Raw genomic sequence first — 26,937 nt, forward strand, 5'->3', positions numbered from 1 at the left:
CAGCTGGCGGAGTTATAGCTGACTCACGTGGAGTCTTCAGGGCGTCTTTGCCCCAATCGAACTTTCCGGGCTGCGCCTTGTTGAATCACAATCTGCTACCTTGCGGGCTGTTGGCCCGTATAGCCGCATACTAACTTTCACCCCAAAACTGACATTCATCATGGGACATAAAGCCATTGAAATTACCGACGCCAACTTCGACCAGATTATCAACTCCGACAAGCCTGTGCTTGTGGATTTCTGGGCCGAGTGGTGCGGTCCTTGCCGCATGGTAGGCCCAGTGGTAGAAGAACTGGCCGGCGAGTACGAAGGCAAAGCCATTATCGGTAAAGTCGACGTAGATGCTAACCCCCAGACTTCGGCCAAATTCGGCATCCGCAGCATTCCTACGCTGCTCGTGTTCAAAAACGGGCAGGTAGTAGACAAGCAGGTAGGTGCCGTGCCCAAGCACGTACTCGCTCAAAAGCTCGATGCTCAGGTAACGGCATAGTTTAGCCCTCCGCAGTAAGCGAGGATACCTCCGTTCTGCCGGCCCTAGTGGCCCGGCGAAGCGGAGGTATCTTTATGTAGTATGCCGCTGGAAGCGGCAGCCACGCTACTGCATTGCTTAGTCAGTGCCTTCGGGAGCGGCGGCGCGGGCTTCAGAAGGTGGCGTCTGGGACGGCTTCAGGCCCGAAAGCAGCGAAAAGCCCGGCCCGAAATAGATAGGGATGGTAAAGGTCATGGCCGTAGGCAGGTTGTATTCGCGGCCCGGCTCGAAGCGAGGCAAGCTAGCTACCACGCGCCGCGCCTCACGGTCGGCCTCGGCGGCGAGGCTTTGTGCTACCCTCACCTGGCTCACGTGGCCATCTTCGCCCACCGTGTAAGTTACCAGCACATTGCCCACAATACCCTTTTGGCGCACCTCGCGTGGGTACGTGGTGGTGCGCGCCACGAAGCTGAGCAACGCCGCCTCACCGCCCGGGAAATGCGGCATTTTGCGCACCTGTACGGGCTGCATGTAGGGCGAGCCATCTTTATTGAAAAAGGCCAATGCCAGTGGCCGGCCCTGGCGGTCTGGCATCTCAATGGCGCTCAGCTCACCCGTGTCGTAGTAGTAGCGCCACTCGCCTACCGCCCGGCCGGCGTTGTAGTGTCCCTCCGAACGCTTTTGTCCGTTGCGGTGCACCGATATCCAACGCCCCACCCGCTGGCCGCCTACGTAATCGCCACGCTGACTCACGCGGCCATCCGCATACCAACCCAGATACAGACCATTGGCTTCATCATCCCGGTAATGCACCTGGGCAGCGCGGCTTCCCTCAGGATGGTACCAGGTCAGGGGGCCGTTGCGCACCGGCGGGTCGATGGACGTGAGCGTGCCTTTAAGCAGCAATTCCCCCGCGAGCGAAAACTCGCGCATGGCATGGCTGCCCAGCAACTCATTCCGGCGCTCTACCACGCGATAGTGCGTGGCACTATCGGGTACAGTTGGCCGATTCTGGTCGTCGAGGTAAACTGCCGGTAAGCTCTGGCCGTGGCACAGCCGCGCCGCACCTACGGTCAGCAAGAGAAAAGCGTAACGAATTCTCATAAGCAGCCAGGATAAGGAGCTAGTTACTGGCTACGAAATATAGATTAGCTACAATAAATTGGCAACTAATTGGCTGTTTTTCTTTTTAAAACACTATTTTAGCTTACTCGCTGTCTATTCCCCAGCTCCGGGCCCTGTCACTGGTAGTAGTGGGCCCACTGGTAGCTAGTCGTTGTCTTCCTTAATTTCCTGCATCTGGATGGGCCGATTAAAGGCTTCTTCGAGCGAAATGAGCGTTTCGGTGCGCTCAATCCCATCGATTAGCTGAATCTGCTCGTGCAATACCTCGCGCAGGTGGTTGGTGTCGCGGCAAATCAGGCGGGCGAAAATGCCGTAGGCGCCGGTCGTAAAATCAATGCTGACGACTTCCGGAATCTCGCGCAGGGCTTTCACCACGCCCTCATACACCGAGCTTTTCTGCAGATAGATGCCCAGAAAGGCTCGCACCCCATAACCCAGCTTCTGGTAATCAATTTTGAGCGTTGCGCCCTGCACAATACCCAACTCCTCGAGGCGGGCCATGCGCACATGCACCGTACCACCCGAAACATGCACCTTGCGGGCTATCTCGGTATATGGGGTTTTGGCGTCGTCGATAAGCAAAGCCAGGATCTTCCGATCAGTGTCGTCAAGTTCGTAATTGCGTGCCATTATTTTCAATTTTGATTATGTATATTCTAAACAAACGGCTTTTTGTTTAAAAATAGTGTAAATTTTTATCCAAAACGTCTTGACTTATTCCACCATAGTGATATATTTTCTACATTTGTCGCAATCCAACACAATCGGTGTGGGGGTAGTTTAATACTGTAGAATGATGAAACTGGCAGACATGCCCTCCTCTCTCGGGGGTGAAGATTTGGAAGAAATTGGTCCGGCGGCCGACTAACTACTTCGTGAAGGTTCGACTCCTTCTTCTACAGCAACAACGACTTGGTGGAACAAAGTGGGGATGGGAATACCGGGACGTATCTGGGTGGGTACGTTCTGAATTGAGAGGCGGCATCTGGGTGGGTGCCGCCTTCTTTTTTCATGTTATAATATTTCAACTCAGCTAGCCTGTTTTCCGCGAAACTGGCACCAGAGTACCAAAACCGGGCGCAAAGGTCAGCTATTTAAGCGGCAAATCCATTTGATATTTCAAAATAAAAGCTCCCGGCACGTAGCCGGGAGCTTTTATTTTGACCTTCCGCGGCCTGCAGGTTAGCGGCCGGCCTGCTGCTGGCGGTAACGGGCCAGACCGGCATCCAGGAAACGGACGAAAGCGGCCGCATCGGGCTCGTAGCCAATCGGCGGAGCCAGCACCCCCGCCTGGTTGGCGGGCGCGTTGGGGTCGAGCAGCACGTAGTAGGGCTGGGCGTTCATGTTGAAGCCGGTTATCTGCAGATCGGCGTTTTTCTTGCCCAGTGTGCTTTTTTGTTTGCCGTCGTGGGCAGAAGTGTACACTTCCTGGGCCGGCAGTTCGGTTTTGTCGTCGACGTAGAGGGCCACTACCACAAAATCTTCGCGCAGGCGGCGTAACACCTGCGGGTCGCTCCAAACGGTGGCTTCCATTTTGCGGCAGTTCACGCAGGCATGGCCGGTGAAGTCGATGAACAGGGGCTTGTTCTGGGCCTGGGCGCAACGGCGGGCCTGCTCCAGATCGAAGTAGCCCGACAGGCCGTGGGGCAGCTCCAGAAACTCGGCGTAGCGGGGCGGCTCGCAGCCGGCTACGGGCACAGCATCAGCGGCGGCGGTCGTTGCCGAGCCTGCGGTAGCCACCATAAAGTCGGTGCGGCTTTGGGGTGGCAGGTAGCCGGCCAGCAGCGGCAACGGCGCCCCAAACAGGCCCGGCACCAGGTAGGTCATGAAACTAAAGGCCAGTACGGCCATCAGCAGCCGGCCCACGCTCAGGTGCGCCAGCTCGGAATCGTGGGAGAGTTTGAAGCGGCCCAGCAGGTACAGGCCCAACATACCCGAGAGGGCAATCCAGAGCACCAGATAGATGTCGCGCGGCAGCAGGTTCCAGTGGTAGGCCAGATCGGCCATACTCAGGAATTTGAGGGCCAGCATCAACTCCACGAAGCCCAGCGTCACTTTCACCGTGTTCAGCCAGCCGCCCGAGCGGGGCAGGCTTTTCAGCCAGGCCGGGAAGATGGCAAACAAGGTGAAGGGCAGCGCGAAGGCCAGCGAGAAGCCCAGCATACCTACCACCGGGGCCACCCGCTCGCCCCGGGCCGCCAGGCCCAGAATAGTGGCCACAATGGGGCCGGTGCAGGAAAACGACACCAGCACCAGGGTCAGGGCCATGAAAAACACGCCTGCCCAGCCGCCCTTGTCGGCCTGGGCATCAATCTTGTTTACCATACTGTGGGGCAGCGTGATTTCGAACAGCCCCAGAAAGGAGAGGCCGAATACCACGAACACCACAAAAAACAGCAGGTTGGGCAGCCAGTGCGTGGCAATCAGGTTGGGGCCGTCTTCGCCCAGCAGCGCCGATACTACTACGCCAATCAGCACGTAAATAACGATGATGCTGAGCCCGTACACGGCAGCCTTCAGGATACCCCGCTGGCGGCTGTCGGAGCCGCTGGTAAAAAACGAAACCGTCATCGGAATCAGCGGAAACACGCAGGGCGTGAGCAAAGCGCCGAGGCCAAATATGAACGCGGCGAAGGCAAAGCCCCATAGCCCGCCCGCCGACTCGACCGCCGTAGTGGCGGCCACGGCGGCTCCGCTGGCCGTTGGCGCGCCCGCCCCGGCCGCCACCACGGCAACGCTGCCATCAGTCACGTTCAGGGTGTCGTTGCCGGCCGCAGTTGCCGCAGTGCCCACAGTGGTAGCAGGGTCGTCGGTGAGGGCCGGGCTGGTAGTGGTGGCAGCCGGTGCAACGGCGGTACCCGGTGGGTTGGGGGCCGGTGTGGTTGCGACTGCGGGGGGCGCCGCCGTCGGCGCGACAGCGGTACCCGTTACCTGCAGCGGGCCGAAGCTCAGGCTGGCGTCGCCCGGAATGCAGCGGCCGTCGACATCGGTGCAGCTCTGGAACTCGGCCTCGGCCCGAACAACCAACGGGCCGGGCTGCAGCACCCGAATGCGCTGCCGAATCTGGCCGGTGCGCTCAAAGTACGTTACGTCACCCTTGAATACGTCGTCGTAGTGCTTGGTTTCGCCCACCGATTTAGGCGGCCCGACCAGCTCGTAGGCCGGGCTTTTTGTGAACTGCAGGCTGAACACCGTGGGCCCCAGGTCGGGGTCGAAGTTGGTGGCGTACAGGTGCCAGGTGGCTTCGATGCGGGCATTGATGATGAGCTCGACCTGCTCGCCCACTTTGGCCGTGGGCTGGCTTAGGGTGGCAGTGAGTTTTGTGGGCTGTAGCACCTGCGCCCGCAGCCCTGTGGGCAGAAGCAGCGCCAGTAGCAGCAGCGGTAAGAGCAGAAAATGACGAATCATGGGCAGATAAAGCGGAGGGTAAAGCGGAACTGGTTGCAAAGGTCGGCAGAAACGGCAACAGGTAGGCGGCGGCCAGGTTTAGCCCGGCCCACAGGAGCCGGGTACAGGCCCGGCGGCGGCTTGAGTTGGAAGACATTCCGCGGCTCAACTCAACCCCTTGGGTCGAATGTCGTACTTTCGCAGTATAAAGGATGATCGGGCCGGTTGAGCCTGCCATCCGCACCTATGGGCTTAAAAATATTACTGACTATCCTGCTGGTTGCCGCCAATGGATTTTTCGTGGCCGCCGAATTTGCTTTCGTCAAAGTCCGGCTCTCCCAGATTGAGCTAAAAGCGCAGAGTGGCAACCGCATTGCGCAGCTGCTGCAGGGCATGCTGCACGAGATGAACCACTACCTCTCGGCCTGCCAGCTCGGCATTACGCTGGCCTCGCTGGCCCTGGGTTGGATTGGCGAAAGTGTAGTGGCCGAGGTTATCATGACGATTATCGCCAAGCTCGGCCTCGTGGTTTCGCCCACGCTCGTGCATCAGATAGCCATTGTCACGTCGTTTTCGCTCATCACCGTACTGCATATCGTGCTCGGCGAGCAGGCGCCTAAGGTACTGGCCATTCAGAAGCCTGAAGCCACCAGCCTGGCCATTGCCATTCCGCTGCGGGCCTTTGCCTTTCTTACGTTTCCCTTCATCTGGGTACTCGACCGCATGTCCAATATTGTGCTGCGCGTTTTCGGGGTAGCGTCGTTGCACGAGGCTGAGGTGCACACCAGCGAAGAGCTGCGTATGCTGCTCGGGCAGAGCAAGCAGAGCGGGGAAATTCAGGAGTCGGAGCACGAGCTACTCGAAAATGTGTTCGAGTTCAACGACCGCATGGTGAAGCAGATTATGGTGCCCCGCACCCGTATTTCGGCCATCGATGTAAACACCAGCGAAGATGCAGTGCTGGAAATGGTCTATAATGAAGGCTTCTCGCGCATTCCGGTCTACGAAGAGAACATCGACAACATTGTGGGGGTGCTCTACGTGAAGGATTTGCTCCAGATTATCCGGCGACACGAGCCGCTGGATCTGGCTAAAACCATGCGCCCGGCCTACTTCGTGCCCGAAACCAAGAAAATCAACCGCCTGCTACGCCAGTTCCAGCGCAAGCACATGCATATGGCCATCGTCAGCGACGAGTTCGGCGGCGTGTCGGGCATCGTCACGATTGAAGACATCATGGAGGAGCTGGTAGGCGAAATCCAGGACGAGTACGACAACGAGGTACCGGTGGTGGAAAAGGTGTCGGAAACCGATTACCGCGTGAATACCGCCACGCCCATTCCCGACGCCAACGAGCACCTGCCCTACCCCCTGCCCGAGGGCGACGACTACGAAACCGTGGGTGGCCTGCTCAACGTGCTCTACGGCAACATTCCGGAAGTAGGCGACGTGGCCACGCTCGACAACTACGAGTTCCGGGTACTCAAACGCTCACGCCGCTCCGTCGAGCTGGTGCAGCTGCGGGTGCTCAACGGCGAGGAGCAGGAAGCCGAAGTAGGCGCAATGCCAGATATGTAGCCACTGGCTGCGCTAGCCCTACGCCTCAATCAACCAAAAGCGCCTCCCCAGACCGGGGAGGCGCTTTTGGTTGGTACTGCTGGCAGCGCCGGAGTCAGGTGGTAGCTTCGTTTTCCGGCTGAGTGGTATCGGGCTGGAACCAGCTGGCATACAGCACGTAGTTATCGGCCGTCTGGCTGATGTTGGCGCGCTGGACCTCCGTAACGGGCTTAATCCGGCGGGCCGGTACGCCGGCGTACAGGTAGCCCGGCTCGCAGTGCATGTTTTCCAGCACCACTGCCCCGGCCGCCACGATGCAGCCGGCACCCACTACGGCATGGTCCATTACAATAGCCCCCATGCCAATCAGCACGTCATCCTCCACGGTGCAGCCGTGCACAATGGCCCGGTGGCCGATGCTTACGCGCGCCCCTATCACCGTGGCTGCCTTCTGGTAGGTGCAGTGTAACACTGCCCCGTCCTGGATGTTGGTCTGGTCGCCGATGACAATCGAGTTCACGTCGCCGCGCACTACGGCCCCGAACCACACGGTGCAGGCGCGGCCCAGCATCACATCGCCCACAATAGTCGCGTTGTCAGCTACGAAACAATCTGGGCCCAGCTGCGGGTGTTTTCCCTGAACGGGCAGAATGAGAGGCATGTGGTGGTGAGAAGTTAGAAGTTAGAAGTTTTATGGCTCCAGGGGAGTAACGGGCCGTTTGCTGACGTTGACTTCAGCTTAAAACATGTGGCGTCACTGAAGCCCCGGACTGCCGGAACGTCAGCTCACCATATCATCAGTTCACCGCGTCAGCATCCGCTTCCAGGTACCTTTCTCCCAGTTATATTTAATGGTACTGGGCAGGGCCTTCCAGAAGTATTTACTGGTTTCGACGGCGAAGCTGGGCTGCATATAGCAATTGATGGTGCAGCCTTCGCAGGCGGGCAGCCGGCCTTCGAGGGCGGCCAGCTGCTGCACTTCGGCCGAGTTATAGAGGTCGAACAGGCGGCCTTCAATGGGGAATTTTTTTTCGCCCAGGTGGTAGCAGGGCAGCACCAGCTCGTTGGAGGGCGACACGACCAGCGTGGTGCTGGCGGCCCGGCACACCGGGTCGGCTACGTGGTTGCCCCCATCGCGCCGCAACTGGATGAAAGCTTCGTTGAGGTACACGCCCTTGCGCTTGCCGAAGGCCGAGAGGTAGTCCAGCTCCTCGGGGGTAAGCTGCTCGCCGGTTTCCACGTCGCCATACTCGAAGGCGGGGTTGAGAATGAGAACCAGCCCGTTGGGCTGCGTAATCTGCTCGTACACGCGCTCCAGATCGGCCAGGTTCTGGCGGAACACCGTGAACAGCACGTCGGGCCGCTCGCCCAGCTCGCGGGCCACCCGAATGCTTTCGAGCACGAAATCGAAGCAAGCCACGCCACGCCCCCGGTCGTGCACTTCCTTCTCCGACGAATCAAGCGAGAAATGCAGCATATCCACCTTGCCCCGCAGCCGCTCGGCATATTTGGGATAGAGCAGACAGTTAGTGGTCAGCGTCGTGATAAAGCCCATGTTGTGGGCCAGCCCCACAAACTCATGGATCTGGCGGTGCAGCAGCGGCTCACCGCCCGTAAAATCCACCACCGACACGCCCAGCCGTTTCAGGTCGTGCAGGTTCCGGGTTACGTCTTCGAGGGTAATATAAGGCGAAGGCTTCTCCCAAATATCACAGAACGAGCACTTGGCGTTGCACCGGTAGGTAACGTAGTAGTTGCACAGAACCGGATGACGAACAAGACGCATGGCAGTAAAGGTAGAACGGACCGCATAGCTTTTGCTGTGGTGCATGCAACCTTCCTTTGCGTGCGGGGATCTTGCTATTGAATTTGACGCTCATTTCAATCTTAGCTCTTCCAAAATGCACAAGCCCATCCTGGCAACCATCTGTCTGGCAATCTGCGCCCTCTCTGCTTGTAAGAAGGATGAAAACATGGTCATAGGTGACGAAAACCAAACCCTCGTCTTTGGCAGCTTTTTCGGCGAGTGTGAAGGCGAAAAATGCGTGGAAGTCTATCTGGTAGACTCCCAAATGAAGCGGCTGGCAGAAAACACGACGGATGCCTACCCGAGAAGCAGCGCCCCTGTCAACGGCTCCTTTACAGAGCTCAGTGCTGCTCAGTACGAGCAGGTGAAAGATTTGCCGGCTTTATTCCCTTCGGAACTGCTGACGGAACAAACCAATGTTATCGGTGCCCCTGATGCGGCAGATCAGGGTGGGTATTACGTGGAGGTAACCCGGGGTGGAGTCCGGCGTCATTGGTTGATTGATACCGATAAAAAGAGCATTCCGGCTTATTTACGCCCTTTCGTAGATTCACTGAGCGTCCGGCTGAAGCGCCTGCCTTAGCTTTAATGCGCTAATTCGCTCCAGGCCAGGTTCCATTGATTGGGAGTAGCAGCCAAGGCCTCGGGTGTGGCGGGGCCGTGGTGTTCCAGGTAGTAGTTGCAGAAACCCTTGAGCGGGCAGCGGGCGCAGTCGGGCTTGGCATAGAAGCACACTTTCTGGCCGTGCCAGTAGTTGTGCTTGTGGAAGTTGAGCAGCACCAGCGCATCGGCCGGCAGCTGGGCCAGCAGCAGCTGGTGGGCCTTGTCGGCCGAGGCTTTGGGCGGAATCATCCCGACGCGCTGGGCAATGCGGTGCACGTGGGTATCAACGGGCAGCACGGGCTTATGAAAGTTGAAGAGCAGCACCAGCGAAGCCGTTTTCAGCCCGATACCGGGCATGTCGTGCAGCCAACTCATGGCCTTGTCGGTGGGCCACTCGGCCAGGAAGTCCAGCGCAAACTCGCCCCGCTCGGCTTTTATGCGGCGTAGAATTTCCTGAATGCGTGGGGCCTGCGTATCGGGCCAGCGGGTGGTGCGGATGGCGTGGGCCAGCTCCTGGGTCGGGGCCGCTTCCACCCCGGCCCAGTCGCCGAAGGTTTCCAGCATCCGGTCGTAGGCCAGTTCCTCATCGGCGTGGGTGGTGCGGTGCGACAGAACTGTCGAAATCAGCTCGCGCATGGGCGAGCGGCGGGGCTTATCGAGCGTCAGGGGCGGGTAGAACTGTTGCAGTTGCGCGTAGTTCTGCAGGGTTTTCTCGGCGGCGGAAGCTGTGTAGGCTGTGGGCATACGCGGTTGTACCGGCTGGCCGGGTGGCAGGTTGCACCCGCCGGACCACAAAAAAGCGGGGGCCTCCCCGAAAGGAAGCTCCCGCTTTTCAAAAGACGATAGTCGGTGCCTAAATAGTGCCTTTCTCGGCGGCCTTCTTCAGCTTTTCGTTGGCAAAAATAGCCACTTCCACCCGGCGGTTAGCTACCCGGCCGCTTTCGGTCGAGTTGTCGGCTACCGGCTGTTTCGAGCCGTAGCCCGTTACCGTGAAGCGCGAAGCATCCACGCCCTGCTGTTGGGTGTAGTTGGCCACGGCTTGGGCCCGGCGCTGCGAAAGCGGGTTGTTTACAGCGTCGGAGCCGCTCGTGTCGGTGTGGCCTTCCACAATCACGTTGGTGTCGCCGTACTTCACGAGCGTTTTGGCCAGTTCCTGGATGTTGTTCTGGGCTGCAGCCGTCAGACTCGACGAGTTCTTGGCAAACAGTAATCCCGAGTCGAAGGTAATTTTGATGCCCTCGCCTACCCGCTCGACAGTGGCACCGGCCATTTCGCGCTGCAGTTCGGCGGCCTGTTTGTCCATCCGGCGTCCGATGAGCGCGCCCCCGGCCCCGCCCACGGCGGCCCCGATGATAGCACCCTTGGCTGTGCCCGACTTACCGCCAATCACGCGGCCCAGAATAGCCCCACCGGCGGCTCCGCCCAAGCCGCCAATTATACCGCCTTTAGCGGTTTTGCTCCAAGGCTTTTTCTCTTTAGTGGTTTGTGCCTCGGCGAAATTGCCACCTAGCAGCAGTACGGCCAGCAGCAGCACGAATAAGGAGCGAAGATTGGTCATTGGAAAGAGAGAGAGAGAAGTGAAGAAAAACCGGGCCAGCCAACTGGCGACGGGTCGGAGGCCGCTTAACAACCATCCTGCCAGAAATAGCCCGGGCCCACTCGCTGGTAGCGAATGGGCCTGGGAATAAGCACAATCTGTTTTTGAAAGCAGCCTCCTGTAAGCCGCGTGTTGCGGCGCCCTTACAGGTTCTGGTTGTTGGCTTCCTTGACGCGCCGACGCTCGTCCTTGCGCTTCTGCTTTTCGTTGCCGATAACCGCACCAGCACCAGCACCTACGGCACCCCCAATAATGGCACCTGTGCCGCCACCAATAACTGCACCGGCCGCCGCGCCGCTACCACCCCCGATAATGGCTCCTTTGCCCGTATCGTTGGCGTTGCGGTAAGTCGAGCAACTCATCATCAAAGCTGCAATCAGCAGCGTAAAGGTCCATCTGATCATTTTCATGGTCGGTAATTTTTAGTGAACGGGATAAACGCTCGGTTTGGCGGCCTCTGGACTGCGGCTCGCCCTGTACAAGGGGCACGCAGCCCAGAGGCCGCCAAACTGATGACAGATATTTTAACGTTCCCGGTCATGCTTGGGTTGGCAGTTTCCGTTAGGCCGGGCCGCAGCTATTGCACTTTTGGGCACCCCTGCCTTGGTAGTACCTGACTGTCTTCAAGGTGAGTTCCGGCCGCTTTCCGGATGCCTGACAGATTTTCTTAATGCAATGAACCATGCCAACACCGCCATGGATAGCAGAATTTGAAGACATAATTTTCGGTGGGCACAGCAGCGCTGCAACAGTAGTTTCCGGCCGTGGCATCGGGGTTGTAAGGCAGGAACAAAAAAAGCCCCCTCAACGAGGGGGCTTTTTTGTCAAAGCAGGCAATGAAAGCCCGGCTTTTAGTTACAGCGTACCGTTTTCGGCGGCCTTCTTCATCTTCTCGTTGGCGAAGATGGCAATTTCAACCCGACGGTTAGCCTGCTTTCCGGCTTCGGTCGTGTTATCAGCAATGGGCTGGGTCGAACCGTAGCCCTGGGTGCTCACGCGGCTGGCATCAACGCCCTGGCCAATCGTGTAGTTGGCCACGGCCTGGGCCCGGCGCTGCGAAAGCGGATTGTTAATAGCATCGGAACCCGAAGCATCGGTGTGGCCTTCCACCAGAATGTTGGTGTCGGGGTACTTCTTCAACGTCTCGGTCATCTTCTGGATTTCGGTCATCGAAGCAGCGCGCAGGTCGCTCTTGTTAGTGTCGAAGAGGATGCCCGAGTCGAAGGTAATTTTGATGCCTTCGCCTACGCGCTCAACCTTGGCGTTCTGCATATCCTTTTGCAGTTCTTCGGCTTGCTTATCCATTTTGCGGCCGATGAGGGCACCACCCGTGCCGCCCACAGCAGCACCAATGATAGCACCAGCGGCCGTGCCGCCTTTGCCACCGATTACACGGCCCAGCACACCGCCTACTATTGCGCCGCCACCCGCGCCGAGCAGGCCACCTTTGGCCGTTTTGCTCATGCCCGTGCTACGGGGACCCGTGCCGTTGGTATCAGCTTCCGGAATATTGGGGTTGCGGGGCTGGGACGTAGCACAGGATGCCATGAACATCACCAGCGCCATCAGCAGGGTGTAAAGCGAATTGCGAGAAGTCATAAAATTCAACAGAATGGTGAGAGAAAGAGTCAGTTTACCTGGTCAGAGGTACTTACTAGGTTTGAGAAAAAAAGTTCGGCAAATATAGATGCTTATCTATACCCAGGCACGGGTTCCGAGTAGCCATACAGGCCGGAAGCCCGTCCGAAGCGCCTACAGCGCATCTGGCGGGCTTCTTTCCAAAAAGCTTGCCGAAAATCAAGCCGGAGATGCTAAACGCAGGCTAGCTTGCTCAGGCAGTCTCAGTGCCAGCACCTTTATCGGTCTGCAGCATCGAGAGCAGCATGTGCAGCCGGGCCTTAAGCTCCTTACGGTCGACAATAAAATCCAGGAAGCCGTGCTCCAGCACAAATTCGGCGCTCTGGAAGCCTTTTGGCAGGTCTTTGCCGATGGTTTCTTTAATAACGCGCGGGCCGGCAAAGCCGATTAACGCGCCGGGCTCGGCAATATTGAAGTCGCCGAGCATGGCGAACGAGGCCGTTACACCGCCCGTGGTGGGGTCGGTGAGCAGCGAGATGTAGGGCAGGCCGGCTTCGGAAAGCAGCGCCAGCCGGGCCGAGGTTTTGGCCATCTGCATCAGCGAGAAGCCCGCCTCCATCATGCGGGCGCCGCCCGAGCGCGAAATCATGAGGAAGGGCAGGCGGTGTTCCCGGGCGTAGTCGATAGCGCGGGCAATCTTCTCGCCCACCACCGAGCCCATGGAGCCGCCAATAAACTTAAAGTCCATGGCTGCCACCACCAGGCCCAGACCATCGAGCTGGCCGTGGGCCGTGCGCACGGCGTCGCGCAGGCCGGTGCTTTTTTCGGTGGCTACCAAGCGCTGCGGGTAGGCTTTGGTATCGACGAAGTTCAGCGGGTCGGCCGAGTGCATGTCGGCGTCCAGCTCCTCAAACTGGCCATCATCGAAGAGGAAGCTGAAGTACTCGGCGGCCTCAATCCGGTCGTGGTAGCTGCAGTTGCCGCAGGTGGAGAGCAGACGCTTATGCTCGACCATGGTGGCCACCGTTTTGCACTCGGGGCACTTGTACCAGAGGCCGTCGGGGGTTTCCTTTTTCTGGTCGGTGGGCGTTACAATGCCTTTTTCTTTGCGATTAAACCAGGACGACATACGAAACAGAAAGGCGTGGATTCAACAGGAAGTACGGGCCCATGCCGGCCGGGCCGGCGCGGGTTGGGGCGTGCAAGTTACGGCGGAATCCAGAAGCGCGAAACGCCGGGGCAAACCACGCCCCGGCGCCGGTACAGGGCGGATGCGGCCGGCGGGCTGTATCTTGCCGGAAGCCGGCTGCGGGCTGGTTATTTTTTTCTTTTAGCTATCTACTCCTTTTTGCGGTGAAGAACTTCTCCCCTTCCGCCCTAGTTCTGGGCGCTTTCCTGGCTTCGATGGCGCTGCCCGGCTGCGTGGCTTCGAAAAAGTACGACGACCTGCGCGCCCGCCAGGCGGCCACCGAGCAGGCCAAGACCGAAGCCGAGCGCCAGAACCGCCAGGGCGTAGCCGAACTAAAAAAGGCCTCTGAAGAACTGAACCGGCTGCGGCTGCAGAACCGCCGCCTTACCGACGACTCGACCGAAACCGGCCGCAACCTGGCCCGCACCCGCCAACTCTACGAGCAACTCACCGACAGCTACGACCGGCTGCTGAAGAACTCGGACCGGACGCTGGCCAATAAAACCACCGACTACAACAAGGTAGCCCAGGATCTGGCCCGCCGCGAGGCCGAGTTGGGTGAGCTGGACCAGAGCCTCAAGAAAAGCCGCGCCGACATCGACCGCCTCAACCAGGACCTGACGGCCCGCGAGGCCAAGCTGGGCGAGCTGCAGAAGGCGCTGGCCGAAAAGGACCGCGCCGTGGATGCCCTCAAAGCCAGTGTGAGCAACGCCCTACGCGGCTTCAAAGGCACCGAACTGCAGGTAGAAATGCGCAACGGCAAGGTGTACGTATCGCTTTCCGAGCAGCTGCTGTTTAAAACCGGCTCAACCAAAGTAGACCCCAAGGGCCAGGATGCGCTGCGCCAGCTGGCCACCGTGCTCCAGCAGCAGCCCGACGTGAACGTGGTAGTGGAAGGCCACACTGACAACGTACCCTTCAGCCGGGCCGTGGGCTCGATGACCGATAACTGGGACCTGAGCGTGCTGCGAGCCACCGAAATTGCCCGCTTGCTTACCACCGGCGGCGTGGCCCCGGAGCGCGTGACGGCTTCGGGCCGCTCGCAGTACGTGCCCGTGGCCCCCAACACCACGGCCGAAAGCAAGGCCCTCAACCGCCGCACCGAAATCATCCTCACGCCCAAGCTCAACGAGCTTTTCAAAATCCTCGACTCGAACTCGGCAACGGGCAGCAAGTAAAATATGCGCTTGCCGCCTTTAGAAAAAGTTCTGGCTGCGAAGAACCAAGCCTAATATTGGCCTTCGTCTCAGTAACTGGACACTAAAAAAGCCGTCTGCTCCTGATTGAGCAGACGGCTTTTTTTGCGCTTAAATGTCGCATTTTTTACCAGGGCATTTTCAAGGCGTCTTCCAGCTTGGTCAGTGCACCGAACCGGACTTTGGCCCGGCTGTAACGGAGCGTGCTGCGCGGCAGGGCCCGGGCAACGTCTTCCAGCGCCCGGAACGCCGTTTTATTCGGAGCACTTTCCAACCCCAGGTGTTGCGCCGGAAAGCCGGTGGCGCTGCTTAAAGGACCCTCTATGGTGTACAGTGCGGTCAGCCGCCACCCAGCGGGCGTTTGGCAGGCCCGGATTTTCATCTGCTGGGCCAACGTGCGCGCAGGTACGGCCACAGTGGTGGTCAGCAGCCCCTGCCCGGCATCTACGGTATCGAGCAGGAAGCCCCGCTCCGTCAGGTAGTGCTGCAGGATTTGCAACACGGAATCCGATGGGGCTGTGGTCTGTACCAGCACCACATTGGCCCGCGCGAAAGGCACTAGGGCAGCTTCCGGCTGTTGCGCCGGCGCCGTAAACGCAGTCAGCAGCAGTGCTAGTAAGAAGCTTACCCCGGACCGCCCCATTAGCCAATAGCCTGCTTGAGGTCGGCAATCAAATCCTCGGCATCCTCGATACCCACGCTCAGGCGAATCAACGAGTCGCTCAGGCCCGATTTGCGGCGCTGCTCGGCCGGAATGCTGGCGTGGGTCATGCTGGCGGGATGACCCGAAAGGCTCTCGACGCCGCCCAAACTTTCGGCCAACGTGAAGAGTTCAAACTTTTCGAGCACCGCAATGGCGTCGGCCTGCTTATCGCCCTTGAGCACGAACGAGAGCATACCGCCGAAGTCGCGCATTTGCTTGGCAGCTACGGCGTGGTTGCGGTGGCTTTCGAGGCCGGGCCAGAATACCTTGTCCACCTTAGGGTGGGCGTTGAGGTACTCAGCTACTTTGCGGCCGTTTTCGCAGTGGCGCTGCATGCGCACGTGCAGGGTTTTGAGGCCGCGCAGCACCAGGAAGCAGTCCTGGGGGCCGGGTGTGCCGCCGCAGGAGTTCTGGTAGAACGCCAGCCGCTCGTTCAGCTCGTCATCTTTTAGCACCAGCGCGCCCATCACCGTGTCGGAGTGGCCGCCCATGTACTTGGTGAGCGAGTAGATGATGATATCGGCGCCCAAATCGAGCGGGTTTTGCAGGTAGGGCGTCGAGAAGGTATTATCGACCACCAGTAGGGCCCCGGCTTTCTTGGCCACGGCGGCGGCGGCGGCAATATCAATCACGTTGAGCAGCGGGTTGCTGGGCGTTTCCACCCAAATCATTTTGGTGCGCTCGGTCACGGCGGCTTCCACGGCCGTCATGTCGTGCATGGGCACGAAGTGGAAATTGATGCCGTAGGGCGCGTACACCTTTGTGAAGAGGCGGTAGGAGCCGCCGTACAAATCGTCGGTGCAAATAACTTCGTCGCCGGGCTGCAGCAGCTTAATGGCGCAGTCGATGGCGGCCATGCCCGAGGCGAAAGCTAGGCCGTGCTTGCCGTTGTCGAAGGCCGCCAGCGCGTCCTGGAGCTGGGTGCGGGTGGGGTTGTGGGTGCGCGAGTACTCGTAGCCTTTGTTCTGGCCGGGCGAGGTCTGCACGTAGGTCGAGGTCTGGTAAATCGGCGTCATGATGGCCCCGGTAGCGGGGTCAGGATGCACACCGGCATGAATGGCTTTGGTTGCGAATTTCATCAGTAGGCTAGTAACGGGTGGCAAGTATAAATGGAACAACAAAGGTACGCGGCTTTCGTCAGGCTCTTTTTGGGGCCTTTACGGGCCCCAGGCCAAAGCCGGACAGCCTTTAGTGCAGTTATTACGTTCAGCAAAGCCCGGCGGCTCCCCCAATTCGGCGCCTTCTCCCCTGGTCTACCCTTTATGTCGTTTCTGAAAACCCTGTTCCACCAGAACAAATCCACGCTCACCGCCCTGGTTCTGCTCACGGTCATGCCCATCGTCGGCGACAGTGTGCTGACCTGGACTTTGCACGAAAACCAGCACTGGCTGCGCGACCCCAGCCCAGGCCTCATGCTGCTCTATTTTGTGGTGGTAGCCATTACCATGACGCTCTCGCTTACCCACACCACAGTGGTGGTGCTGGTTACGGCCTTTTTCTTTGGCTGGCCGGGCTTCCCGGGCATGCTGCTAACCTATATGCTGGCCGCCTACGGAGGCTACCTCATCGCCCATAATCTCGACAAGGGCAAGCTCATCCGGCTGCTGGAGCAGTTTCCGAAGGCCCATGCCGTAATGGGCGAAATGCGGGCCGACAGCTGGCGGCTGGTGCTGCTTACGCGCCTCTCGCCGGTGCTGCCCTTCGCCCTCATCACGTTTATCCTGACGGTGATGGGCGTGCCGAAGCGGCAGTTCCTGACGGCTTCGGTTATCGGTATGCTGCCCCGCACGCTGTTCTTCTACTGGCTCGGCACCAAAGCCCAGGATGTGCTGCTGCTCATCCAAAATCCCGATACAGGTACAGCAGGCAAAGCCTTGGTAGCGGTACTACTGGCCGTATCAGCTTTCGGGCTGTATTTTGTGTTTACCCGGGCTCTGAAACGGAGTTTGGAGCGGGGCAGCGCATCCGAATAAAAAAAATCCGGCTGTCATTCAGCTGTTTGCAGGCTGGCAATACACTTTTTTTGCCTCCCGGTTTGCGCCTCCCGGATTTTAGCTGCTATCTTTGCACAACCAAAACGGATAAACGCATCCGCATAACGGTAAAAAGGGTTGCGTAGCTCAACTGGATAGAGCATCTGACTACGAATCAGAAGGTTTAAGGTTCGACTCCTTACGTGACCACTAGAGAGCCCCTCAGCATTACGCTGTGGGGCTTTTTTATTGGTCATTATCGACCACAATCAGCTTCCGCAGGGCCGGGGCCCTCCTAATGACGGGCAACTAATCGGGACCGTGGTCAGACGACGGGCCAATACTTACTAGCAGGCTAGACTTTAGGCGGGTGGGCTGCGTATCTTTGCGCCCGCGTAACGCCCGGCGCCGACTATGCTTTGGCTTTTTAGCCAACGATTTGGCCAGTTTGGTTGTTAAGCAGACGGCCCCCACGGGCCAGATGTTCCGTTTTTCGTTGCTTATACATGACCAATTCCATTTCCACCGATATCTGCATTATCGGGGCCGGCCCGGTGGGGCTGTTTGCCGTGTTTGAGGCCGGGCTGCTGAAGCTGCGCTGCCACGTAGTTGATGCCCTGCCCCAGGTGGGCGGGCAGCTGTCGGAAATCTATCCAAAGAAGCCGATTTACGATATTCCGGGCTTCCCCGAGATTTTGGCTGGCGACCTAGTGCAGAATCTGATGCGCCAGATCGAGCCCTTCCACCCTACCTTCACGCTCGGCGAGCGGGTAGAGGAGTTCCGTAAGCTCGATGATGGCTCGTTTGAGCTCGTGACCACCGACGGCACCCGGATTGCCTGCAAAGCCGTGGCCATTGCCGGCGGCCTGGGTTCGTTTGAGCCCCGCAAGCCTGCCATCGAGGACCTGACCAACTTTGAAAATGGCAAGGGCGTGCATTATATGGTGCGCGACCCCGAAACGTTTCGCGACCAACGCCTCGTAATTGCCGGCGGCGGCGACTCGGCCCTCGACTGGACGATTTTTCTGGCCAATGTGGCCAAGGAGGTAACCCTGGTACACCGCGGCACCACGTTCCGCGGGGCCGCCGACTCGGCCGAGAAGGTGCAGAAGTTGCACGAAGCCGGCAAGGTGAATCTGGTACTCAGCAGCAACGTAACGCACGTACACGGCAACGGCCGCCTGAATTCCGTGACCATCACGGCCAACGGCGGCGAGGCCCAGCAGGTCGAGGTCGATTCGTTTATTCCGCTTTTCGGCCTCACGCCCAAGCTCGGCCCGATTGGCGAGTGGGGCTTGGGTATCGACGATAACGCGGTGGAAGTAAACACCGTCGACTACTCGACTTCCGTGCCCGGCATCTATGCTATCGGCGACATCAACACCTACCCCGGCAAGCTGAAGCTGATTTTGTGCGGTTTTCACGAGGCCGCCCTTATGTGCCAGGGTGCCTTCAAGTACATCTACCCCGATAAAAAATACACCCTCAAGTACACTACGGTGAACGGGGTACCCACTCTTTAATTAGCTATTAGTTGAAAGCTGTTAGCTGTTAGCTTTTTTCGTTCGACGGAAAGCTAACAGCTAACAGCTTTCAGCTAACAGCTCCCAATAGCATGACCGACGAAGTACGGGTGTACGTGGAGGAGTCTCCCGGCCACCGCCACGAAATTGTAGGCCCCACCGACATGGGGCTGAGTTTGATGGAACTCATGAAGGCAGATGGCTACGACATTCAGGCCACCTGCGGCGGAATGGCCCTCTGTGGCACCTGCCACGTGGAGGTGCTGGCCGGCCCTGAGTTGCCCGAGCCCTCCGACGACGAGTTGGCCATGCTCGAAAGCTTGCCCGTTATGACCCAGGGAAGCCGCCTCTCGTGCCAGATCCGCCTCAACCCACGGATTGATGGGCTGGTAGTGCGCCTGATGCCCCAGGAAGCCTGAACAGTTGATCTGGCAGTGGAAAAGCCAGCCCAAGGGCCGGCTTTTTTGTTGGGGCATTACACTGGGAGAATAAGGGCGTCGTTAGGAGCAGGTGCCCGATGCCGGGCCTGTTTTCTTGCCGCTCTTATTACCGCAGCCAATGGCTTTTTATCCGTACCGAATAGCCGGCGGCCTGCTGGTTGGACTACTCCCGTTGGCAGGTGCCTGGGCCCAGGCACGACCCCAGCTGAGTTTGAGCACCGGGCCGGCTTTCTCGCTGACGACCATAGCGCGTTCCGCCCGTACGCCCCGCGCATTTCGGGCCGACAACACGTTCGGGCTCACGGGCGAATTGCGGCTGGCCTGGCCACTCGCTCCGCAATGGGCGCTCGAAACTATGCTGGGACTTACCGAACTGCAGCCAGGCATTAAGTACAAGGTAGATAACGGCAGTCGGTCTTCGGGAATAGGACCGGGGCCGCTGCTGCACACTGGTTTGGCCCTACGCCGATCCGATTTACTGACTTTCGGCTCCCGCTTCAGCCTGGATGCAGCACTGGGAGCCGGAGTGGCGTGGCTGGCCCGCCCCTACCCTACCGACCGGCTGAACGAGTTCAACCCGGGCCAGCGCCAGCCCGCACCGGGCCGGCCGGTGGTGGTGTACACCAGCCATCAACAGCACCGCAGCATTTGGCGGCTCAGCGGCAACGTGCGCTTGCGCTACGCACTCACTCCCAACCGCAACCTGCTGCTCAGTCTGGATTACGCGCAGGGGATGCAGTCCTTGGTGGAGTCGCGCACCCAGCGGCTGACCTACCTGGCAGCCAACGGCACGCCGCAGGAGGGCGGTTTTGTGCTCCGCGACCGGGGTTCGCATGTGGCTCTGCAACTGGGCTATAGCTGGTTTTTAGGACATGCCGGAGAACGAGCTACGCCCCATACGCCCCGCTACGGCCGCACTGCCGGTCCGCCCGAAGAGTTGGTTGAAGAGGAGCCGCCCACCTTCTCGGAGCCGCCCACCGAATAGGCCAGGCAGTCGGCCAGCTTCCCTTTAAGCGCAACGCGCCGCTCAACTATTGTCGGGCGGCGCGTTAATTTTGGTGGAAATCGGCCGGATTTAGCGGCGGCTACGGCCAGATTTACGCTTGACAACAACTTTGCGCTCTTCGACCGGCGCAACTATCGGTTCGGGCGCAGCTGCTTTTGCGGCCACAACCTGAGCGGCCTTAGCGGCTTCGATGGCAGCTTCAGCGGCGCGGGCCTTCTCTTCTACTGCCTCGAGGGCGGCGGCGCGCTTGCGGCGCACGGGCATCAGAAAGTCGCGCTCGGCGCGCTCCTGGGCCGACAGTTCTTCTTCGCCGGGCAGGCTGGTGGGGGTAATAGTGGCGGCCGCTTTGGCATCGTCCTGGGCCCAGGCGGGGGCGTTGCAAAGCAGCAGCGCGGAGAGTAGCACAAGTAATTTACGCATCAACTTTTCCTTTCTTTCCTTCAGTAAACGAAGGGCAAAGGTACGGCTTCGGGCAGCCAAACTCAACCCCAATCGTCGAATTCAGGTCATAATCAGGCTTATAAGGCCGTATGCGGCGAAAAGCCCGGTCCGCCACCGGCCCTATCGCTGCTCCGCTATACTCACCCGGGTACCGGCCGAATGAGTGGTGAACTCGGGGGCGTAGAGGCATTGCAGCTGCGAGAGGCCGCCGCTGAAATTGCCTGCCTGCGCCGCCCGCAGCCGGTACTCGAACGTATGGGTACCCTTGGGAAAGTAGCTGATGAAAAAGTTGGTGGCCGCGTCGCGGGGGCTCTCGTAGTAGCCCAGGCCGCCCTGGTAGCGGTAACCGCTGGTCTGGCCAATGAGCTCCAGGCCAGCGGCGCGCTGGTCCTTGAGGTGCACGTACTCCAGGTCGCGGTCGGCGCGCAGCACCAGGCGCACCACCAGCACGTCGCCCACCCGTAGCGGGGTGGCGGGCGTGAGCGGCTCCAGCACCGGGCCGGCGGCGGTGCGCTGCTCGCGGTAAAGCTGGCGCTCCAGGCTCAGGCCGGTGGCGGCAGGCGTAATTTTGTCGAGCTGCTCGAAGTACTGCCAGTAGAGCGCGCCCCAGGCCACGCCGGCATCGGGCTTGCGCACCGTTACGCGGCCCTGAGCAGGCTTTATTTCGGCGGCGGGCCAGGTGATTTTGTAGTAGCCGGTGCCGGCCTGCTGGCTCGTGGGCTGGGCGGGCTGGCCGCCCACCGTTACCGTGAGCGGCTCGGCAGCGAGTTTCAGCCAGTCGGAGCCGCGCAGCAGCAGGGCGTAACAGGCGTCGGCGGTGGCGCGGGTGCTGGGCCAGTTCTGCACCTGCTTCTGCTTGAGCAGCCAGAGCTTCATTTCGTCCACGGCCCGCTGGTCGTTGGCTACTTCGTCGAAGGCTTCGATGAGGGTGGCCTGGGTTTCGGTGGGAGCCTCGCGCCAGTAGTAGCCGCCGCGCACGTCTTTCCAGTATATACCCAGCTCAGAGCTGTGCAGGGCGTTTTCGCTGAGCGCGGTCATGATAAGACTGGCGGCCGCCGACTGGCTTTTAGCGCGGTGCAGGGCCAGGGCAGTCTGGGCCTGCAGGTAGCGGGTGCGGCCGGGCCAGTAGGTGGCGGCCTGCTGCTGATAGTAACTATGGGCCGCCTGAGCCACCTTGGGCACGGCCGGCGCCGGCCAGAAACTGCGGGCGTACAGGCCCTGGATCTGCACATCGTTCAGGTTATCGGCCTTCAAATCGACCTTGGGCTGCTTGCGCAGACGGGCGTAATCCTGCTGCAGTTCACCATCCAGATACGCCAGCGCGCTTTGTAGCAGCGGCCGGGCCTGCTCGTCTTTCATGGCATCGAAAGCGCCCAGGCGCTGCAGCTTGCCAAAGCCGGCCACGATGAGCTGGGTAATGTAGCGGTCGGCGGGCATCTTTTCAAACCACGGAAACGCGCCGTCGGGCAGCTGCTGCTGGCGGAGCTTGGCCAGGGCACGGGCGGTTTCGGCCTTTAGGCGGGGCTCGTCGAACAGCTCGGCCAGACGGCGCATGCGCTCGGTTTCATTCTGGGCGTCGCGCACCCAGGGCGTTTCCTGGAGCAGCAGGTTTTTCAGCTCCTGGTTCTGCTCCAGCTTACTGCTCAGGGCTACTTTGTCGCCGGCCCGGGCGGCGCGCTGCCACTCGGCCAGCGTGGTTTTCAGCGCCGGATTACTGGTCAGAATCTTTGCTGCCAGCAAGTTGGCGTAGAGGCGGCTGAACACCTGCTCGGAGCACTCGTAGGGGTACTCCATGAGGTAGGGCAGCGCCTGCACGGCGTACCAGGCCGGGTTGGGCGTCATTTCCAGCGTGAGCGAGTAGTTGCGCCGGGTGGCTGAGGTGGTGCTGGTGAGCTTCTGCAACTCAAATTCCCGGGTAGCCGGCCCCACAATCGGCAGCGGCAGACTTTCGGTGACCAGCAGCCGGTTGGGCAGCATCGGCAGCGTGTTCTGCTCGCCATCTTCTATAGTTATTGGTTGTTGGTTGGTAGTTGTCAGGCCGTTTTTGCGACGCTGGCGTTTTTGCTTGCCTGACAACTGCTCACTGACAACTGACAACCCTGCCTTCGCTACCACCTTATAGGTTACGGCCTCCAAAGGCAGCTGGCCCTCGGCGGTTTCCGGAATGGTAAGGCTCCAGCTGAGGGCCCGGCTTTGGTTGGCGGCCAGGCTGAACGGCAGCTGGGCGGGGCTTTGCAGCAAGCGGGCCTCCAGCGGCTGCTGGGTGCGGGCATCAAGCAGAAACAGCTGGGCGGTACCGGCCAGAGCCGCATCGGTGAGGTTGCTGAGCTTGGCCTGAAAGATGAGCTGGTCGCCTTCGCGGAAGAAGCGCGGGGCGTTGGCCGTTATTTGCAGCTTCTTCTGCGTTACCAATTCGCGGCGCAACAGACCCGAATTCAGCTGTCGGTCGTGGGCTAGGGCCAGCAGCTGCCAGCGCGTTACGGCCTCGGGCATCTGGAATTCGAGCACGGTTTCGCCCTGGGCATTGGTGCGCAGCGCGGGCAGCCAGAAGGCCGTTTCGCGGAAGTCGGTGCGGGCCTGCACGGCCGAGAGGTCGGGTTGGGCAGCGGCACCAGAAGCGCCGCCGCCCACGGCTTCCGCTTCGCCAAGCTTGGCCGATGAGACACCCCGGAGCATAATTCGCGGCGCGGCCGTGGCATCCGCCATTTCTGCTGATGCCAGGCCCTTCAAATCCGCCGGGTTATCAGTGTTGCCCTGCACGGTTACGGCGTAGGCGTAGCGGTTTCCAAACAGGCCCCAGGTGTTCAGCTCGGGGTAGTTAATTTCTGGCGGGTTGGGGCTCAGGTTACCCAGAAATAGCACCCGCGAATTCGTCCTTTCAAACTGGCCCTGCCAACCGAACCGGGCCGCGAAGTAGCGGCCGGGCAGCGTGAGCGGCGTGAAGGCGTGGGGCCGGAAGGCATCGAGCGACTGGTCGTAGAGCGTGGCCAGCAGCTCGGCATCGGCCGGGTTGCCATTTGCTTGTTTGATGGTGATGCGCCAGGTTTCGCGCTGGCCGGGCTGCAGCTTGTCGCGGAACGTGGCCACGCTGAGCACCAGCGGCGTGGGCGGCTCGGCCACCTGCACTGTGGCCGTGTGGCGGTACAGGCGGTTGTCGCGCACCTGGGTGGTGTGGATGTATAGCTGGTAATTACCGGCACTTGCCTCGGCAGGGATACGGAGGCGGCGCTGCTCGTTGGCGGCCAGCGTCAGCCACTCCTTACGCAGCAGCTGGCCGCGGGCTTCCACCTCCAGCAGCACCCTGGTTTCGGCGTGGCGGCTGCCCAGTAGCACGGCCGCCGCCTGGCCCGGCCGCACGCTGTCCTGCAAATTCACAAACCAATCGGGCGTGCTGTACGGAATGACCTTGGCTTGCGAGTCGTAGAGCGTGAAGCGGCTCCGGGTCTGCGCCGAATCGGCGGTGCTGGCCTGCGCCAGTAGCTCGTAGCGGCCGGTGGGCAAAGCCGCCAGAGCCGCCGCCAGGTCGGTTAGCGCAAGCTGTTCGGTATCAAAGGGAAGCTGCCGCAGCAGCGTCGGCACCAACTCCTGTTGGTTCTCGGCGTCGGGAATGTTTTCCGGCACCCCGGCCGGACTGGGCTTGGGGGCCAGCGTGTACAGGCGCAGGATACCGCGCACGGCCAGCGGCTGGCCGGCCCCGCTTAGCCCCAGTAGGCGCAGCGGCGGCAGCTTTTGGCGGTCGAGCAGCGCCGGCACCTGCAGCCGCAAACTCAGGGGCTGCGGCCCCAGCAGCACCGACTGCTGGCCGGTGCGGGTTTCGCCCGCCGCGTCGGTTACATCGGCCGTTACCTCAAACACGCTGCCCGGCTGCCAGCGGCTCCCGGCGGCCGGTTCGCCGGCCTGGGCCGTGAATGGGACGCTGAATTTGCCTTCTGCATCGGTTTGGGTGGTGCCCTGCGCTACTTCCGTTTCAGGAGCCCCGCGGCCTATATAGCCCCCGCCGTAGCCGCCATCATAGCCGAAAAAGGGCAGCAGCACCCGCCGCACTACCCGGTACTGCACCGTGGCCCCATCAACGGGCTGGCCGGCGTAGGCCACGGCCGTGCCGTGCAGCGTGATGGACTGGCCCAGCGCCGGCTGCCCGGCCACGGGCTCGAAGCTGACTGTAAACGTGGGCCGCTTGTAGTCTTCCACTGAAAAACTCACGCTGCCATGTTCCGTCTGGAGCCGCATCTGGCCATTGAGCAGCCCCACCGGCAGCACGAAGGAACCATGCAGCGAGCCGAACTCCGAAGCCATGGTTTCCAGCTGCTGCACCTGCTGGCCGTTTACATCGAGCAGCTGGACGGTGGCCCGCTCGTTGGTTCGCAATTGGGTTTGGCCTTCTTTGCTGCGGGTGAGAATGGCTTTGAAGTAGACGGTCTGGCCGGGCCGGTAGATAGCGCGGTCGGTGTACAGAAACGTTTGGTTTGTTGCCCGGCCAGGGCCTTCGTCGTGGTAGTCGGGGTGGTAGCCGCCGAGGCCCCCGAGTTTGAGCGTGTCGGCGCCGCGGGTCAGCAGCACCTGATCGAGGTACTCGCCGCCTTGCTGCCGGGCCTCGTTGCCGGCGGCCGGCAGGTGTAGCTCGGCCCCGGCATCCGGGGTTAGCGCCGCGCCCTTGCGGTAAGTGAGCTGGCGGGTTTGCTGATTGTAGCGCGCGTAGGTGGGCAGCGCCCGCACATCGGGCAGCAGGGCGCCGGTTTGGCGGTGCAGCAGCAGCACGTTGGTTTGGCGGGCCTGCTCGTCGTAGTCGGTCAGGGCGCTCAGCTCGCTCACGGCCAGCACCGCGTAGCTCGTGGCCCCGCCGGCCCGGCTGCGGGTGGGGTCGGTGGCTTGGTTGCTGACGACGAGCAGATAGCGGCCCAGCGGCAAAGCGGGGCCGGCGGCGGTTATTTCTTGGCTTCGATAGGGCTCTTTGGCTGGCGGCACCGCTATAGTCCAGGTGGCGGCGGGGGCCTGGGCCAGGGCACGGGCGTAGCGCCTGGCAAAGGGCACCTCGCGCCGCCGCTGGTAGTCGTTGTACTGCTCCCACTCGGCCAGCGTGAGGCGGTAGGCCCAGGCGTGCAGCGCCCGCACGTTGGTGGCCCCGCCGCTCAGCCGCCAGGGCTGGTTGGGCAGCACCACTGCATCAGCCCCAAAACCTACCTGAGGCTGCTCCAGCTCCTCGCGCACCCGCCGCGCCCGTTGTGCCCCGTACGATTTTGGAAACCGCTTTTCGGCGGTGCGGGCCGCAGCTATGGCCTGCACCGGGTCGTTGGGCTTATACAGCTCGGCTAGGCGGGCCAGAAACTCAGTTCCCACCGGCAAGTCAGCGTACTCGGTGGCCAGCCGCTGCAGGGCTGCCACCTGCACGTTGCCGGCCAGCGTGGGTGCGTGCTGGGCCAGAAAATCTAGGCGCTGCAGCTCGGCCGCGACCAGCGCCACCCGGTTGCCGGCCTCGCGCAACCGAAACGCCAGCTGCTGCTGCAACACCCGCAACGCGTGGAACTGCCCGTTGAGCGAGTCGGCGGCCGGGGCCTTCAGATTCAGGCGCACGAACCCGGCGGCGGGGCCGAACAGGGCCGGGTCGGTGAGCTGGAACTGCTGGGCGGGCCGGGTGATGTAGAACTCGTCGTTGCTGAGGCCCTCCACGGCTCGGACGGCCAGCAAATCGAACAGCGTGGGGCGGCGGGCGCGGCCCTTGGCATCGGCCCCGCGGCTGAGGTAGCCCAGGCTGGCCAGGGCCAGCTGCTGCTGGCGCCGGGGCTCATCGGTAGTGGAGGCGCGGTAATGGTCGACCACCGCGGCCCCGAGGCGGCTAACGTCCCAGGTGCGCAGGTCGGCGCGGCTGGCGTCGGCCGTATCGGGGCCGGCCACGGCGGTGCGGCGGTACAGCTGGTAGCGGTGCTGCTGGTAGTAGCGGGCGTAGAGTTGGGCCAGCAGGCTGTGTAGCACTGGCCGGGCCGGGAAAGTCGCCGTTTTCAGGTCGGCTTCCAGCAGTTTAATTCCTTTGTAATCGGCTTCCTCCTCTTTGTTTTCGAGCAGGCGCAGCTTATAAAGCAAGGTCCGCACGTATTCGGGCGCGGCCTCGGGCCGGCGGCGGGCCTGCTGATAGAGCGGCTCCAGCAGTTTGGCGGCCGAGGCCGTCTGGCCCTTGGCTAATAGCTGGTCGATTTTCAGCCACGTGGCGGCGTTGGGCCCGCCGCCGGGCCGGTCGGGCGGAGTCGTTTGCGAAGAACCGGGGGTCAGCAGCATCAGCAGGGCAAACAGGCTAAGCAGGAAGGAGCGCATAGAAGGACGGAAACGTAGCAGGAAGGTAGCTTACTAA

The 26,937-nt window shown here is 60.9% G+C and carries 22 protein-coding genes and 1 tRNA gene; 9 read left to right on the forward strand and 14 right to left on the reverse strand.

Translation table 11 applies throughout. The features are described from left to right. Positions 1–160 precede the first annotated feature (160 nt). Positions 161–490: a thioredoxin gene (trxA, locus tag BLW21_RS16970; RefSeq protein ID WP_092742274.1), complete on the forward strand. Its 330-nt coding sequence runs from the start codon at positions 161–163 to the stop codon at positions 488–490. A gap of 117 nt (positions 491–607) precedes the next feature. On the opposite strand, the gene BLW21_RS16975 is transcribed toward trxA, so the two are convergent. The 3 genes from BLW21_RS16975 to BLW21_RS16985 all read right to left on the reverse strand — a co-directional run bounded on the left by BLW21_RS16975 (position 608) and on the right by BLW21_RS16985 (position 5,002). After that, positions 608–1,573, reverse strand: a complete 966-nt coding sequence (locus BLW21_RS16975; protein ID WP_092742278.1) for a TonB family protein — start codon at positions 1,571–1,573, stop codon at positions 608–610. Positions 1,574–1,738: 165 nt separating this feature from the next. Next, positions 1,739–2,224: an AsnC family transcriptional regulator gene (locus BLW21_RS16980; RefSeq protein WP_092742282.1), complete on the reverse strand. Its 486-nt coding sequence runs from the start codon at positions 2,222–2,224 to the stop codon at positions 1,739–1,741. A 552-nt stretch (positions 2,225–2,776) separates the two neighbouring features. Beyond that, positions 2,777–5,002 (reverse strand): protein-disulfide reductase DsbD family protein, encoded by a 2,226-nt coding sequence (locus BLW21_RS16985; protein ID WP_092742285.1) that lies wholly within the window; start codon positions 5,000–5,002, stop codon positions 2,777–2,779. A gap of 225 nt (positions 5,003–5,227) precedes the next feature. On the opposite strand from BLW21_RS16985, the gene BLW21_RS16990 reads away from it, so the two are divergent. After that, a complete protein-coding gene (locus tag BLW21_RS16990) occupies positions 5,228–6,559 on the forward strand; it encodes a hemolysin family protein (protein WP_175471022.1) in 1,332 nt (443 codons plus the stop codon). A gap of 94 nt (positions 6,560–6,653) precedes the next feature. On the opposite strand, the gene BLW21_RS16995 is transcribed toward BLW21_RS16990, so the two are convergent. Next, positions 6,654–7,199 carry a gamma carbonic anhydrase family protein gene (locus BLW21_RS16995; protein WP_092742288.1) on the reverse strand — a complete coding sequence of 182 codons (546 nt, stop codon included), beginning with the start codon at positions 7,197–7,199 and terminating at the stop codon, positions 6,654–6,656. A gap of 141 nt (positions 7,200–7,340) precedes the next feature. Next, entirely contained in the window at positions 7,341–8,324 is a 984-nt protein-coding gene (locus BLW21_RS17000) for a radical SAM protein (protein WP_092742291.1), read from the reverse strand. Positions 8,325–8,367: 43 nt separating this feature from the next. On the opposite strand from BLW21_RS17000, the gene BLW21_RS17005 reads away from it, so the two are divergent. Further along, positions 8,368–8,928, forward strand: coding sequence for a hypothetical protein (locus tag BLW21_RS17005; protein ID WP_092742293.1), 561 nt, complete (start codon positions 8,368–8,370; stop codon positions 8,926–8,928). Positions 8,929–8,930: 2 nt separating this feature from the next. On the opposite strand, the gene BLW21_RS17010 is transcribed toward BLW21_RS17005, so the two are convergent. From BLW21_RS17010 to accD, 5 genes are all read right to left on the reverse strand, one after another. Then, positions 8,931–9,692 carry an endonuclease III domain-containing protein gene (locus tag BLW21_RS17010; protein WP_092742296.1) on the reverse strand — a complete coding sequence of 254 codons (762 nt, stop codon included), beginning with the start codon at positions 9,690–9,692 and terminating at the stop codon, positions 8,931–8,933. A 109-nt stretch (positions 9,693–9,801) separates the two neighbouring features. Beyond that, positions 9,802–10,506, reverse strand: coding sequence for a YiaD family glycine zipper/OmpA-like lipoprotein (locus BLW21_RS17015; protein WP_092742298.1), 705 nt, complete (start codon positions 10,504–10,506; stop codon positions 9,802–9,804). 182 nt (positions 10,507–10,688) lie between these two features. Then, positions 10,689–10,949: a YMGG-like glycine zipper-containing protein gene (locus BLW21_RS17020; RefSeq protein WP_217633886.1), complete on the reverse strand. Its 261-nt coding sequence runs from the start codon at positions 10,947–10,949 to the stop codon at positions 10,689–10,691. Between the two features lie 451 nt (positions 10,950–11,400). Beyond that, positions 11,401–12,144 carry a YiaD family glycine zipper/OmpA-like lipoprotein gene (locus BLW21_RS17025; RefSeq protein ID WP_245711943.1) on the reverse strand — a complete coding sequence of 248 codons (744 nt, stop codon included), beginning with the start codon at positions 12,142–12,144 and terminating at the stop codon, positions 11,401–11,403. Positions 12,145–12,376: 232 nt separating this feature from the next. Then, positions 12,377–13,252 carry an acetyl-CoA carboxylase, carboxyltransferase subunit beta gene (accD, locus tag BLW21_RS17030; protein WP_092742304.1) on the reverse strand — a complete coding sequence of 292 codons (876 nt, stop codon included), beginning with the start codon at positions 13,250–13,252 and terminating at the stop codon, positions 12,377–12,379. Between the two features lie 224 nt (positions 13,253–13,476). Here accD and BLW21_RS17035 point away from each other — a divergent pair, with 224 nt between their 5' ends. Beyond that, positions 13,477–14,490 (forward strand): OmpA/MotB family protein, encoded by a 1,014-nt coding sequence (locus BLW21_RS17035; protein ID WP_245711944.1) that lies wholly within the window; start codon positions 13,477–13,479, stop codon positions 14,488–14,490. Positions 14,491–14,635: 145 nt separating this feature from the next. Here the strand turns inward: BLW21_RS17035 and BLW21_RS17040 are convergent, their stop codons facing one another. Together BLW21_RS17040 and BLW21_RS17045 are read right to left on the reverse strand one after the other, a co-directional pair. After that, positions 14,636–15,010 (reverse strand): hypothetical protein, encoded by a 375-nt coding sequence (locus tag BLW21_RS17040; protein WP_139255273.1) that lies wholly within the window; start codon positions 15,008–15,010, stop codon positions 14,636–14,638. 140 nt (positions 15,011–15,150) lie between these two features. Next, complete coding sequence (locus tag BLW21_RS17045; RefSeq protein ID WP_092742310.1) at positions 15,151–16,290, reverse strand: cystathionine gamma-synthase; 1,140 nt, start codon at positions 16,288–16,290, stop codon at positions 15,151–15,153. Positions 16,291–16,473: 183 nt separating this feature from the next. Here BLW21_RS17045 and BLW21_RS17050 point away from each other — a divergent pair, with 183 nt between their 5' ends. The 5 genes from BLW21_RS17050 to BLW21_RS17070 all read left to right on the forward strand — a co-directional run bounded on the left by BLW21_RS17050 (position 16,474) and on the right by BLW21_RS17070 (position 20,132). After that, positions 16,474–17,184, forward strand: coding sequence for a TVP38/TMEM64 family protein (locus BLW21_RS17050; RefSeq protein WP_175471023.1), 711 nt, complete (start codon positions 16,474–16,476; stop codon positions 17,182–17,184). A gap of 136 nt (positions 17,185–17,320) precedes the next feature. Then, a tRNA-Arg gene (locus BLW21_RS17055) sits at positions 17,321–17,394 on the forward strand. Positions 17,395–17,690: 296 nt separating this feature from the next. Next, positions 17,691–18,707, forward strand: coding sequence for an NAD(P)/FAD-dependent oxidoreductase (locus BLW21_RS17060; RefSeq protein WP_092742316.1), 1,017 nt, complete (start codon positions 17,691–17,693; stop codon positions 18,705–18,707). A 92-nt stretch (positions 18,708–18,799) separates the two neighbouring features. Next, on the forward strand, positions 18,800–19,126 hold the full coding sequence (locus BLW21_RS17065) for a 2Fe-2S iron-sulfur cluster-binding protein (protein ID WP_092742319.1): 327 nt from the start codon (positions 18,800–18,802) through the stop codon (positions 19,124–19,126). Between the two features lie 139 nt (positions 19,127–19,265). Then, positions 19,266–20,132, forward strand: coding sequence for a hypothetical protein (locus BLW21_RS17070; protein ID WP_092742322.1), 867 nt, complete (start codon positions 19,266–19,268; stop codon positions 20,130–20,132). Positions 20,133–20,222: 90 nt separating this feature from the next. On the opposite strand, the gene BLW21_RS17075 is transcribed toward BLW21_RS17070, so the two are convergent. Together BLW21_RS17075 and BLW21_RS17080 are read right to left on the reverse strand one after the other, a co-directional pair. After that, positions 20,223–20,573, reverse strand: coding sequence for a hypothetical protein (locus tag BLW21_RS17075; RefSeq protein WP_092742325.1), 351 nt, complete (start codon positions 20,571–20,573; stop codon positions 20,223–20,225). A 141-nt stretch (positions 20,574–20,714) separates the two neighbouring features. Further along, the gene (locus tag BLW21_RS17080) at positions 20,715–26,900 is read right to left on the reverse strand and encodes an alpha-2-macroglobulin family protein (protein WP_092742328.1); all 6,186 of its coding nucleotides are present in this window, start codon (positions 26,898–26,900) and stop codon (positions 20,715–20,717) included. Between the last annotated feature and the right edge of the window lie 37 nt (positions 26,901–26,937).

The sequence above is a fragment of the Hymenobacter psychrophilus genome (assembly GCF_900107135.1).
Classification (GTDB): domain Bacteria; phylum Bacteroidota; class Bacteroidia; order Cytophagales; family Hymenobacteraceae; genus Hymenobacter; species Hymenobacter psychrophilus.